This window comes from Pseudomonas fluorescens, assembly GCF_001708445.1.
GTDB lineage: Bacteria > Pseudomonadota > Gammaproteobacteria > Pseudomonadales > Pseudomonadaceae > Aquipseudomonas > Aquipseudomonas gorinensis.
Window position 1 is genome coordinate 5,693,415 of sequence record NZ_CP015637.1, and the last position, 12,652, is coordinate 5,706,066.

Below are 12,652 nucleotides of genomic sequence, written 5' to 3' on the forward strand. Positions count from 1 at the left end.
GCGGTGTGGCTGATGGCCTCATCGGGGGCAAGCCCCCTCCCACATTTTGATGTGTGAATACATTCAAACTGTGGGAGGGGGGCTTGCCCCCGATGGCGGCTTTGAATTCACCACAAATATCAGCGGTTAAGCCACTCCAACATCCCCCGCCCAGCCGCCCTGCCACTGGCAAAACACCCCGTCAGCAAATACCCGCCGGTCGGCGCTTCCCAGTCCAGCATCTCCCCCGCACAAAACACCCCTGGCAATTGCTTGAGCATCAACCGCTCATCCAACGCTTCAAACGGCACACCACCGGCCGTGCTGATGGCTTCATCCATCGGCCGTGTCTTCACCAAGGTCAGCGGCAGCGCCTTGATAGCCGCCGCCAACTGCGCCGGATCATTGAAGTGTTCGGCGGGTGCCAACTCGCGCAACAACGCCGCCTTGACCCCATCCAACCCCAACTGACTGTGCAAGTGCTTGCTCATCGAGCGCGAACCACGTGGCTTGGCCAACGCGGCATGGACCTTGTCCAACGGCTTGCTGGGCAGCAAATCGATATGCACCGTGGCCGAACCTTTCCGGTTGATCGCCTCACGAATCGGCGCCGACAGCGCGTAGATCAAGCTGCCCTCGATACCGCTGGCGGTGACCACGCATTCGCCGAGGCGGGGTTTGTCATCGCCCAGGCCGATGGCGACATTTTTCAACGGTGCGCCGGCGAATTTGCTGACCATCAATGGGCTCCAGGCCGACACCTCGAAGCCGCAGTTGCTCGGTTGCAACCTGGCGCAGGGCACGCCTTTATCTTCCAGCAATTTGAGCCAGGCGCCGTCAGAACCCAAGCGCGACCAGCTGCCGCCGCCCAGCGCCAGCAACACGGCAGCACTGTGGATGGTTTTTTCCCCGTCCGGGCTGTGGATAAGTAAATCCCCCTGCGCATTCCAGCCCTGCCAACGATGCCGGGTGTGGATAACCACACCTTGGTCGCGCAGGCGCTTGAGCCAGGCACGCAACAGCGGGGCGGCTTTCATGTCGGTAGGAAATACGCGGCCGGAGGTACCGACAAACGTCTCGATGCCCAGGCCATGAATCCATTCGCACAGTGCTTCAGCGCCAAATGCCCGCAATAACGGCGCCAGGTGGGGGGCCCGTTCGGCATAGCGCGAGAGGAAAGCCGGGTAGGCTTCGGAATGGGTGATGTTCATGCCGCCCACGCCTGCCAGCAGGAATTTGCGCCCCACCGACGGCATGCCGTCGTACAGGTCGACCCGTACCCCCGCCTGGCTCAAGACTTCAGCGGCCATCAGCCCGGCGGGGCCGCCGCCGATGATGGTGACGTGTTGAGGAGAGGTCTGAGGCATGGGCAGGGCTACGGTCGCTTGAATAGGCCGAGCATTCTACCCGACGACAGCGTGGCTGCCTGATCAAAAAACGTACACTTTCCTACAGGCCATGCGGCTACTCGCTTTCAGCCCCTTACGCTCAAGTTATCCACAGCCCGTTCCACAGGCATTGTGGGTAACGCCCAGGGTTCAATGACAACCTGATGACGTCCACACCCGTTGCGCGCTGTGGTGCAGGATGCCATGACGGCGCGCCAGGGCTGGGCGATCCTTGCTGTAGCCGCCGCCGATCACTCCCATCACCGGGATGTCGCGACCCAGGCAGTGGCGCATCACGCTTTCATCGCGGGCGGCGACGCCTTCGTCGGTCAGCTTGAGGTAACCGAGGGCGTCGTCCTTGTGTACATCGACGCCGGCGTCGTATAGCACCAGGTCCGGCTGGTACAACGGCAAAAGGTAGTTCAGCGCATCGTCCACCACCTTGAGGTACTCGGCATCGCCCATGCCCATGGGCAGCGGGATATCCCAGTCGCTCTGGGCCTTGCGGGCCGGGAAGTTCTTCTCGCAGTGCAGCGACACGGTGATTGCGTCCGGCGTGTCGTGGAGGATGCGCGCGGTGCCGTCGCCCTGGTGCACGTCGCAGTCGAAGATCAGCACGCGGTTGACCCGCCCGCTGGCCAGCAGGTAATGGCTGATCACCGCCAGGTCGTTGAAGATGCAAAAGCCGGCCGGATAATCATAATGGGCGTGATGGGTACCCCCCGCCAGGTGGCAGGCCAGGCCGTGTTCCAGCGCCTGTTCTGCCGCGAGTATCGAGCCGCCGACCGCGCGCACGGTACGCCGGGCCAGCGCTTCGCTCCAGGGCAGGCCGAGTCGCCGTTGGTCTTCTCGGGACAACTTGCCGCTCATGTAGCGTTCGATATACCCAGGTTCATGGGCCAGGCCCAGAATCTCTGGCGGGCACAGTTGCGGGCGCAGCAACTGGCGGTCTTCGGTCAGGCCGCTGGCCACCAGGTGGTCGCGTAACAGGCGGAACTTGTCCATGGGAAAGCGGTGATCCGCGGGGAACTCAGGGCTGTAGTCATCGTGGTAGATCAATGGCAAAGGCATGGGATTTTCTGACGGGAACCTGCGAGGGATCTTAACAGCGCTGTACACTCACGCACATGGCAAGGGGAGGGGACCCGTGGAGCCGATACTGGAATTGGAAAGCGCGCGCCTGGTGCTGCGCCAATGGCGTGACAGCGACCTGCCGGCGTTTGCGCAAATGTGCGCCGACCCGCAGGTGATGCGCTATTTTCCCGGCCTGCTGGACCGCCTGGAAAGCGCCGCGCTGATCGGCCGGATTCGTGGGCACTTCGCTGAATACGGCTTTGGCCTGTGGGCCTTGCAGCGCAAGGACAGTGGCGAATTCATCGGCCTGACCGGGTTGCAGAATGTCAGTTTCGAAGCCGGTTTTACCCCCGCCGTGGAAATCGGCTGGCGCCTGGCCCGCGAGCATTGGGGCCTGGGCTACGCCAGCGAAGCGGCCTGGACGGCGCTGCGCTGTGGTTTCGACCGCTTGCAGCTGGATGAAATCGTCGCGTTCACCACCGAAGCCAATCTGCCATCACAAAAAGTCATGCAGGCCATCGGGATGCATTACGATCCCCAGGCGGATTTCGAACACCCCAAGGTCGCAGCCGATAACACGCTGCGCCATCATGTTTTGTACCGCATCACCCGCGCCCAATGGTTGGACACGCTGCACGGATAAGCAGCCCGGAATGCCCAATAGACCCCCTGTAGGCGCGAGCTTGCTCGCGAAGAACCCAAGAGCGCTGCGGTAGACCAGAAGCGCGGCGTTATCGTTAACCACCTTCGCGAGCAAGCTCGCGCCTACAGGTAGATACCGTTTTGCTCTGAGGAGAGTTTGAATGAGCCAAGTATTGGAAGATCTGGTGGACTTGCTGACCCTGGAACCGATCGAGGAAAACCTCTTTCGCGGCCGCAGCCAGGACCTGGGTTTTCGCCAACTGTTCGGTGGCCAGGTGCTCGGCCAGTCGCTGTCGGCCGCCAGCCAGACCGTAGAAGAAGCGCGCCACGTGCATTCCCTGCACGGTTATTTCCTGCGCCCTGGCGACGCGGCCTTGCCGGTGGTGTATTCGGTGGACCGCGTGCGTGATGGCGGCAGTTTCAGCACGCGTCGGGTCACGGCGATCCAGAAGGGCCACCCGATTTTCACCTGCAGCGCTTCGTTCCAGTACGACGAAGAAGGCTTCGAGCACCAGACCACCATGCCGGTGGTGGTCGGCCCGGAGAACTTGCCGTCGGAGCTGGAGCTGACCAAGCAGCGTGCGCACCTGATCCCGGAACACATGCGCGAAAAGTTGTTGTGCCCCAAACCGATCGAAGTGCGCCCGGTGACCGAAAAAGACCCGTTCAACCCGCAGCCGTCGGACCCGGTCAAGTACGTGTGGTTCCGCGCCGACGGGGCACTCGCCGACGCGCCGGCGCTGCATAAATACCTGCTGGCCTACGCGTCGGACTTCGGCCTGCTGACCACCTCGCTGCTGCCCCATGGCAAGACGGTGTGGCAGAAAGACATGCAGGTCGCCAGCCTTGACCATGCGCTGTGGTTCCACGCCGACCTGCGCGCCGATGACTGGTTGCTCTACGCCATGGACAGCCCATGGGCCGGCAACTCCCGTGGTTTCTCCCGGGGCAGTGTGTACAACCGCGCCGGGCAACTGGTGGCGTCGGTGACCCAGGAAGGCCTGATTCGCCACCGCAAGGACTGGGCATGAGCCTGGCCGACGTTAAGCATTGGGTGTTCGACATGGACGGCACCCTCACGGTGGCCGTGCATGACTTTGCGGCTATTCGCGTGGCCCTGGAGATTCCACCCGAGGATGACATCCTCACCCACCTCGCCGCTTTGCCGGCGGACATCGCCGCGGCCAAACATGCCTGGTTGCTGGAACATGAGCGCGAGCTGGCGCTGGGTTCCGTCGCGGCGGACGGTGCGGTGGAGCTGGTGCGCGAGCTGGCCGGGCGGGGTTATCGCCTGGGGATCCTGACCCGCAATGCGCGGGAGTTGGCGCATATCACCCTGGAGGCTATTGGCCTGGCGGACTGCTTTGCGGTCGAGGATGTGCTGGGACGTGACGATGCGCCGCCCAAGCCGGATCCGGGTGGGTTATTGAAATTGGCGGCGGCGTGGGATGTATCGCCGAGCGAGATGGTGATGGTCGGGGATTACCGCTTCGACCTCGACTGCGGCCGAGCGGCGGGGACCCGAACGGTGTTGGTCAACCTGCTGGAGAACCCCTGGCCCGCGTTGGCGGATTGGCATGCGCAGGATTGTGCGGCATTGCGCCGGATGATCTAGCCCAAGCGACGAATATCAAATGTGGGAGGGGCGGTGCGACGATTCGACTTGCCCCCGATAGCGGTGGATCAGTTACAGATGCTGAGACTGACACACTGCTATCGGGGGCAAGCCCCCTCCCACATGTTGGGCCGATTTCTTCAGTAATTACTGGGCAAACAGTACTTTCTGGCCTTCTGGCGAAGTAAACATCCCATCCCCGTCATGCCCAACCCCCGGCACTTCCACCAGCGTCTGGCTCAACTGCGGATGGCGTTGCTTGAGGTAGTCAAAATAGTTGTGCCCACGAATCAGCCGATACGCGCCCTGGGTCTCGGCTTCGCAGCTTTTATCCAGTGCCGGGTGGTTCGGGTCGGTGTCCTGCTGGCCCAACAGGTAGGTAATGTCGCGTGACACGTAGGCCCGCTCAAGCTGCTCGACGCCTTGGCCTTCAGCATAGGCGGGCAGGTGTTGCATGCCGTATTTCCAGTCGTTGAATCCAGGGCAGTCGGCCACGTTGAATTTCACCGGGCGTTGCGGGCTGAAGTAGGCGTAGGACGACGGGTTAGCCACCACATACCGCAGGCGGATGCCTTCGGTGTGCAGGGCCGGGTGGTCGTGGCCGGTGAGGGCGAAGCGCTGTACCACCTGGCCTCCGCCGGAATGGCCGGCTACCACGATCTCTTTGAGCGCCGGGAACAGTGTGCGGTTGCCCAGGTGCTTGATGATCTGGTCCAAGGCGCCGAAGGAGCTGACAGCGCCCGGCCCCACCGAGGGCTTGCCAGCCATCCAGTCGTTGCCCCTCCAGCGCAGGACCTGATTGTCCAGATGGTTGCGTTTTACGTCTGAATCGTTGAGAAACTGCGGCGCGATCACCAGCGTCGTGGCTCCAACCCCGGCGTGTTCAGCAGCGTCTTCGCCACTTTGCAGGTAGGTCTGCGCATTGCGCAGCCGACCATGCACGATGATCAGGGCTCGGGTGACCTGGGGCAGGGGGCTGGCCCAGTCCTGGCTCAGGCCCAGGCTGAGGTCGCCGGCCGGCAGGTGAAAACGATCGGGACTGACCACCTTGACGCCATGCTCTTTCTCGGCCGCCCAAGTGGTGGTGGAGCAGGTCAGCCATACGCCCAGCAGCAATCCCAATCGGTTATTCATCTAAAGACTCTTGGCCGTAAACGTGTCGCATTGAGTGATCTGGCCCTGGGCGAAGCCGGTCTTGAACCAGCGAACCCGCTGTGCCGAGGTGCCGTGGGTAAACGAGTCCGGCACCACGCGCCCTTGACCCTGTTGCTGCAAACGGTCATCGCCGATGGCGTTGGCCGCATTCAATGCTTCTTCAATATCGCCGGGCTCCAACCAGTTCAGGCGCTTTTGCGCACGGTTGGCCCATACCCCGGCAAAGCAGTCGGCTTGCAGTTCCTGGCGGACCAGCAGGCCGCCGTCGCCTTGCATCTGTCGGCCTTGCTGGCGTGCAGCCTGGATCTTCGCCGAGATGCCGAGCAAGGTCTGCACGTGGTGCCCGACTTCATGGGCAATCACATAGGCCTGGGCGAAATCACCCGCGGCCTGGAAGCGTTGCGACATCTCCCGGAAGAAGTCGAGGTCGAGGTACACCTGCTGGTCGGCCGGGCAATAGAACGGGCCGCTGGCCGAGGTCGCCCCACCGCAGGCGGAATTGACCCGGCCACGGAACAGAATCAATTTCGGGTTCTTGTAGGCCAGGCCGTTTTCCTGGAACACCTGGCCCCAGGTGTCTTCGGTATCGCCCAGTACGGCCCTTACAAAATCGGCTTGCTCGTCATTGGCCGGTGGCGCCTGGCGCGACTGTGTACTCACCGAGGGGGCCTGGTCCATTTGGCCGGTCAACTGGCCAAGGATCTGCAGCGGGTCCTGGCCGGTCAGCCAACCGATGCCGACGATCAGCACAATCGCCGTGAGGCTCAGGCCCTTGCCGCCGCCAAAACGCATGCCCCCACCGCCGCCGCCACTGTCGTCGCGGGCGTCCACCACGTTGTCGCTGCGTCGGCCTTTTTTCCATAGCATGGGAGCAATCCTCTTGATAAACCTGCTGTAGGCGCGAGCTTGCTCGCGAAAAACGCACAAACACCGCGTTTAACCAGATTGCCCGCGTTATCGTTAACGAATTTCGCGAGCAAGCTCGCTCCTACACTAATTTAGTGTCTGATTATGGTCGGTATTAACGGCAATAGCCTTCGCCGGTGGCGACGATCACGCAGTCCTTTTTATCCGCCAGCCATTTCAGCCCGGTCGCTTCGCCATTTCCGGCGCGCAGCAGTTGCGGGCCGTCCGGGCGGGTGAAGGCAATACCGCCGTCGGCCGCTTCCCCTTTAAAGGTGCCGGAGTCGCCAGCGTCAAGGCCGTATTGCATGGTTAGAACGTAGTGGCCTCGGCCGATGCTGTCGTCTTTGGCGATGGTCAGGTTCAAGCCTTCCACCCCGATCCACTTGCCGACCCATTGGTCAGTGGGCGGGGTTTGCGGCACCAGGGTGGCTTGCACCGAGGCCGGGGCAGGTTTGGGGGCGTCCTTGGCTTCCTGGTTGCAAGCGGCGAGCAGCGCAACGGCGCAGAGAAGAAAGAGGGTTTTTTTCATGACGGCAGGGCCTTGGTTAAAAAGTGTGCAACGCGGGAGCGAGCGTGCAGCGTTGGACTCGATTCCCGTGATTTAGTGCGCTGTTCGCACGTTGTTTGGTTATGCTCTTGGGGCAGACTCCCGCCCGGCTGCTAGATTACCGGGTTGAGCGCCACTTCGTTCAGTGCTCAGCGTTCCGCTCGCCAAGCCAGAGAATTCAATGACTGTCAGTACCCCGCTTTCCGGCGTCAACCATCCCTTCAAAGGCATCCTGCTGATTGTGCTGGCGACGTTTCTGTTCTCCAGCCATGACGCCCTGTCCAAATACCTGGCCGGGTTCTACCCGATCGTGATGGTGGTGTGGGCGCGCTACCTGGTGCACACCTTGCTGATGGCCGGGATTTTCCTGCCGCAATCGGGGCTACGCGTGCTGCGCAGTAAACGCCCGGGGATGCAGGTCGTCAGGGCCTTGTGCCTGCTGGGCACCAGCCTGTTTTTCACCTCGGCGTTGCATTTCATCCCATTGGCCGAAGCCACGGCCGTGAACTTCCTCGCGCCGATCCTCGTGACCGCGCTCTCGGTGCCGCTGCTGGGTGAACACGTGACACGCGGCCAATGGCTGGCGGTGGTCTGCGGGTTTGTCGGCGTGCTGGTGATCATCCACCCCGGCGGTGAGTTGTTCACGCCTGCGGTGCTGCTGCCGTTGTGCTCGGCGCTGTTCTTCTGTTTCTACCAACTGCTGACGCGCATTCTCAGCCAATACGACACGCCGACCACCAGCAACTTCTTCGCCGGGCTGTGCAATACCTTGGTGATGAGTGCGATGGTGCCGTTCTTCTGGCAGGTGCCGAGCCTGTGGCACGGCGCGTTGATGCTGGCACTGGGTACCTGCGGGATGACCGCACACTTGATGCTGACCCAGGCGTTCCGCTTTGCGGCACCGGCCTTGCTGGCGCCGTTCGGCTATTGCCAGATCGTCTTCGCGGGGTTGTTGGGGTGGCTGGTGTTCAACCATACCCCCGATATGACCACGGTGGTCGGTATCGGGGTGATCTGCATGAGCGGGTTGGCCGCTGCCTGGCAGCAGCGGCGGCGTTGATTACACGGCGACGGTAGGAATCTTGCGCGGTGCCATGAAGTACATCCAGGTCAGCGCGATGAAGTACATCGCCGGGATCAGGGTGAACAACACGGTGTAGTTGTTGTTGGTCACAGTCAGGATGTGGCCGACGATCTGGGTCATGAACATACCGCCGATGGCCGCGCACATGCCGCCGAAACCGAACACCGTGCTCATCATGTGCTTGGGCGTGTAGTCCATCACCAGGCTCCAGATATTCGCGGTCCAGGCCTGGTGTGCGCCGATGGCCAGGGAGATGGCGAACACCGCGACCCACAGCTGGCTGGAACCGGCCGCCATGATCACGCCGACGATGCAGCAGGCAAACAGCAGCATCGACAGCAGCCGCGCCTTGATCGAGTTCATCCCACGGCCGATCAGGAACGACGACAGAATCCCGCCCCCTACGCTGCCGAAGTCGGCGGTCAGGTAGATGATGATCAGCGGAATGCCCATCTGGGTCACGTTGATGCCCAGGTTGTATTGCTGGTTCAAGAACGGCGGCAGCCAATACAAGTAGAACCAGAACACCGGCGCCGTCAGCGCGTAGGCGAGGGCGAAGGCCCAGGTGCCGCGCATGCGCAGGATACGGCTGAAGGGCACGCGGGGTTGTTCCGGTTCGACTTCCTGTTGCACGTAGTCCAATTCGGATTGCTTGACCGTTGGATGGTCTTCCGGGTTGAAGTACTTCAAGCCCCAGAACAGCAGCCAGATGGCGCCCAGTGCCGACATGCACAGGAACGCCGCCTGCCAGCCCCACACGTGCAGGATCAATGGCAGCAACATTGGCGTCATCATCGCGCCGACGTTGGTGCCGGCGTTGAAGATGCCGGTGGCTACTGCGCGTTCGCCGGCCGGGAACCACAGGCGGGTAGTCTTGACGCAGGCCGGGTAGTTGGCGGCTTCGGTCAGCCCGAGGATAAAGCGGCAGACCATAAAGCCCAGCGCCGAGGTGGCCAGGCCGTGGGCACCGGTGGCCAGGCTCCACAACAGTACCGCGCAGAAGAACACGCGCTTGACGCCGACGCGGTCGATCAGACGGCCTTGCAGCACAAAGCCAATCGCATAACCGACCTGGAACCAGAAGTTGATGTTGGCGTAGTCCATCGCCGTCCAGCTCATCTCTTTGGCCAGGATCGGTTGCATCACGCCAAGGGCGGCGCGGTCGATGTAGTTCAGGGTGGTGGCGAAGAACACCAGGGCCAGCATGCCCCAGCGGGTTTTACCGACGGCCAGTGCGCCGCGGATCTTATCGCCGATACCGGCGTGCGGGGTGGCCGGGCGCGCGGCCAGGACGGAGTTTTGCGAAGGCATGAGGGAGTACCCGTTTTTTTTGAAATTTTTATGGTGTGGTCTGGGTCTTGTTGCGTGATCGATGGTGCGCAGTGGCTAAAAAATCGTCAATTCGCCAACCACCATTGTGTTCGATAATCGCCCTAAAAACTAACCGGTTCGTACATTTCAATTGCTGTGAGCAGTTTAGCAGCCAATAATTTGCCCTAAATAAGACGAGCCTCAAATGCCGGGAGTCGCCCCATGCAACGCTCTATTGCCACTGTTTCCTTGAGCGGAACCCTGCCGGAAAAACTCGAAGCCATCGCGGCTGCCGGGTTTGATGGCGTTGAAATCTTCGAAAACGATCTGCTGTATTACGACGGCAGCCCGCGAGAAGTCAGGCAAATGTGTGCCGACCTGGGCATTGCCATCACCTTGTTTCAGCCGTTTCGTGACTTTGAAGGTTGCCGCCGTGACCGCCTGGCCCGCAACCTGGAGCGCGCCGAACGTAAGTTCGACCTCATGCAGGAACTGGGCACCGACCTGGTGCTGGTGTGCAGCAATGCCTCGGCCGACTGCGTAGGCGATGAACGGATTTTGCTGGATGACCTGAGCCTTCTGGCCGAGCACGCCGGCCGCCGTGGCCTGCGTATCGGTTACGAAGCGCTGGCCTGGGGCAAGCACGTGAACACCTGGCAGCAGGTATGGAACCTGGTGCGCCAGGTCGATCATCCGAGCCTCGGCGTGCTGCTCGACAGCTTCCACACCTTGTCGCTCAAGGGCGACCCCAGCGGCATCGCCGAGATTCCCGGCGACAAGATCTTCTTTGTGCAAATGGCCGACGCGCCGATCCTGGCCATGGATGTGCTGGAGTGGAGCCGCCATTTTCGCTGCTTCCCCGGCCAGGGTGAATTCGACCTGGCGGGTTTTCTGGCACCGATCATCCAGAGCGGCTACACCGGGCCGCTGTCCCTGGAGATTTTCAACGACGGGTTCCGCGCGGCACCGACCCGGGCGAATGCTGCCGATGGCCTGCGCTCGTTGCTGTACCTGGAGGAGAAAACCCGCCAGCGCCTGGCGCGGGAACAACCCGCCGCGCCGGTCGATATCTTGTTCGAAACCCCTGCCGCCAGCGAGTACGACGGTATCGAGTTCCTCGAATTTGCGGTGGATGAAAGCCTCGGCGCCAAGCTGACCCAATGGCTGGAGCGCCTCGGCTTCGTCAAGGCCGGCCAGCACCGCTCCAAGAGCGTCAGCCTGTTGCGCCAGGGCGATATCAACCTGATCCTCAATTGCGAACCCTATTCCTTTGCCCACAACTTCTTCGAGGCCCATGGCCCGTCGTTGTGCGCCACCGCGATTCGGGTCAAGGACAGCGCCAAGGCATTGCAGCGCGCGGTGGCCTACAAGGGTCAACCTTATCGCGGCCTGGTGGGCCCCAATGAGCTGGAACTGGCGGCGGTCCGTGCGCCGGACGGCAGCCTGATCTACCTGGTAGACCCCAGCGAAGGCGGGTTGTACGACACCGATTTCAACCTGCAACCGGTCAGCGCCTCCAGCGGTGGCCTGCTGCGTATCGACCACATGGCCATGGCTTTGCCCGCCGACAGCCTCGACAGCTGGGTGCTGTTCTACAAGAGCCTGCTGGATTTCGAAGCCGATGATGAAGTGGTGTTGCCCGACCCTTACGGCCTGGTGAAAAGCCGCGCGTTGCGCAGCCGCTGCAGCTCGATTCGCCTGCCGCTCAATATCTCCGAGAATCGCAACACCGCCATTTCCCACGCACTGTCGAGCTATCGCGGCTCGGGTGTGCATCACATTGCCTTCGACTGCGCGGATATTTTCGCCGAGGTACGCCGCGCCAAGGAGGCGGGCGTGCCGTTGCTGGATATCCCGCTCAACTACTACGACGACCTGGCGGCGCGCTTCGACTTCGACGATGAGTTCCTCAGCGAGTTGGCGTACTACAACGTGCTGTATGACCGCGATGCCCAGGGCGGTGAGCTGTTTCATGTGTACACCGAGCCGTTCGAAGGGCGGTTCTTCTTCGAAATCATCCAGCGTAAGAACGGCTATGCCGGCTACGGTGCGGCCAACGTGGCGGTGCGCCTGGCGGCGATGGCCAAGTCGCGCAGCGGCGCGGTACGCCAGGCTCGGTTGTAACCGGTGGCCAGGTGCTTCCTTCGGGGAGCGCCTCGGCCCATAATCGCGGCCTGCACAATAAAACCGGCCGTGAGCGCACCATGACCCTGACTCCCGATCTCTCCGCTGTGTCAGATGCACCGCGCAAGAGTCGCAAGAACAATCCGGAAAAGACCCGCGAGAACATTCTCCAGGAAGCCGTTGTCGAGTTTGTTCAGCAGGGTCTGTCCGGCGCTCGCGTGGATGCCATCGCCGAGCGCATCCATACCTCCAAACGCATGATCTATTACTACTTCGGCAGCAAGGAGCAGTTGTACGTCGAGGTGCTGGAGAAGCTCTACGGCGATATCCGCAACACCGAAACCCGCATGAACCTCACCGCCCTGGAACCCCGTGAGGCGATCCGGCGGCTGGTGGAGTTCACCTTTGATCACCATGACCAGAACGTGGATTTCGTGCGCATCGTCAGCATCGAAAATATCCACAATGCCGAGTACGTGAAGCGTTCCGACTCGATCAAGGCGATGAACAGCAACATCCTGGAAGCGCTGGGTGCGACGTTGCGCCGTGGGGCTGAGATGGGGGTGTTCCGGGCCGGGTTGGAGCCGCTGGACGTGCACCTGCTGATCAACTCATTCAGCTTTTACCGGGTGTCCAACCGCCATACGTTCAGTGAGATTTTTCAGATCGACCTGTCGGATGAGGCGGTTAAGCAGCGGCATCGGGACATGATTTGTGATTCGGTGCTGCGTTACCTGCAGGCCTGAAGTCAGCGCAGAAATCGTTGTGGCTTGCCCTAAATGCCGTTCAATTAAGGCTTTTTTTGTAGGAGCGAGGGGGACGCCTAG

12 protein-coding genes are annotated in these 12,652 nt (G+C 61.7%); 6 read left to right on the forward strand and 6 right to left on the reverse strand.

Annotated features, from left to right (window positions below; all coding sequences use genetic code 11):
* Positions 1-119: 119 nt before the first annotated feature.
* Both A7317_RS25335 and A7317_RS25340 read right to left on the reverse strand, forming a co-directional pair.
* Complete coding sequence (locus A7317_RS25335; RefSeq protein ID WP_069077055.1) at positions 120-1,346, reverse strand: TIGR03862 family flavoprotein; 1,227 nt, start codon at positions 1,344-1,346, stop codon at positions 120-122.
* Positions 1,347-1,517: 171 nt separating this feature from the next.
* Positions 1,518-2,438, reverse strand: coding sequence for a histone deacetylase (locus A7317_RS25340; RefSeq protein WP_024077537.1), 921 nt, complete (start codon positions 2,436-2,438; stop codon positions 1,518-1,520).
* Between the two features lie 76 nt (positions 2,439-2,514).
* On the opposite strand from A7317_RS25340, the gene A7317_RS25345 reads away from it, so the two are divergent.
* The 3 genes from A7317_RS25345 to A7317_RS25355 all read left to right on the forward strand — a co-directional run bounded on the left by A7317_RS25345 (position 2,515) and on the right by A7317_RS25355 (position 4,698).
* Positions 2,515-3,084, forward strand: coding sequence for a GNAT family N-acetyltransferase (locus tag A7317_RS25345; protein ID WP_024077536.1), 570 nt, complete (start codon positions 2,515-2,517; stop codon positions 3,082-3,084).
* A gap of 160 nt (positions 3,085-3,244) precedes the next feature.
* A complete protein-coding gene (gene tesB / locus A7317_RS25350; RefSeq protein WP_069077056.1) occupies positions 3,245-4,114 on the forward strand; it encodes an acyl-CoA thioesterase II in 870 nt (289 codons plus the stop codon).
* Positions 4,111-4,698, forward strand: coding sequence for an HAD family hydrolase (locus tag A7317_RS25355; RefSeq protein WP_069077057.1), 588 nt, complete (start codon positions 4,111-4,113; stop codon positions 4,696-4,698). Before tesB ends, A7317_RS25355 begins: the two co-directional genes overlap by 4 nt.
* Before the next feature lie 147 nt (positions 4,699-4,845).
* Here A7317_RS25355 and A7317_RS25360 read toward each other — a convergent pair whose 3' ends face one another.
* The 3 genes from A7317_RS25360 to A7317_RS25370 form a co-directional block, all read right to left on the reverse strand.
* Positions 4,846-5,832: a hypothetical protein gene (locus A7317_RS25360; protein WP_069077058.1), complete on the reverse strand. Its 987-nt coding sequence runs from the start codon at positions 5,830-5,832 to the stop codon at positions 4,846-4,848.
* A complete protein-coding gene (locus A7317_RS25365) occupies positions 5,833-6,720 on the reverse strand; it encodes a neutral zinc metallopeptidase (protein WP_024077532.1) in 888 nt (295 codons plus the stop codon). It lies immediately after the preceding gene.
* Positions 6,721-6,874: 154 nt separating this feature from the next.
* A complete protein-coding gene (locus A7317_RS25370; protein WP_069077059.1) occupies positions 6,875-7,288 on the reverse strand; it encodes a lipoprotein in 414 nt (137 codons plus the stop codon).
* 199 nt (positions 7,289-7,487) lie between these two features.
* Between A7317_RS25370 and A7317_RS25375 the strand changes: the two genes are divergently transcribed.
* Entirely contained in the window at positions 7,488-8,366 is an 879-nt protein-coding gene (locus tag A7317_RS25375) for a DMT family transporter (protein ID WP_024077530.1), read from the forward strand.
* On the opposite strand, the gene A7317_RS25380 is transcribed toward A7317_RS25375, so the two are convergent.
* Positions 8,367-9,701 (reverse strand): MFS transporter, encoded by a 1,335-nt coding sequence (locus A7317_RS25380; protein ID WP_024077529.1) that lies wholly within the window; start codon positions 9,699-9,701, stop codon positions 8,367-8,369.
* 222 nt (positions 9,702-9,923) lie between these two features.
* Between A7317_RS25380 and quiC the strand changes: the two genes are divergently transcribed.
* Positions 9,924-11,825 (forward strand): 3-dehydroshikimate dehydratase QuiC, encoded by a 1,902-nt coding sequence (quiC, locus tag A7317_RS25385; protein ID WP_069077060.1) that lies wholly within the window; start codon positions 9,924-9,926, stop codon positions 11,823-11,825.
* A gap of 80 nt (positions 11,826-11,905) precedes the next feature.
* Complete coding sequence (locus tag A7317_RS25390; protein WP_041161028.1) at positions 11,906-12,571, forward strand: TetR/AcrR family transcriptional regulator; 666 nt, start codon at positions 11,906-11,908, stop codon at positions 12,569-12,571.
* Positions 12,572-12,652 lie beyond the last annotated feature (81 nt).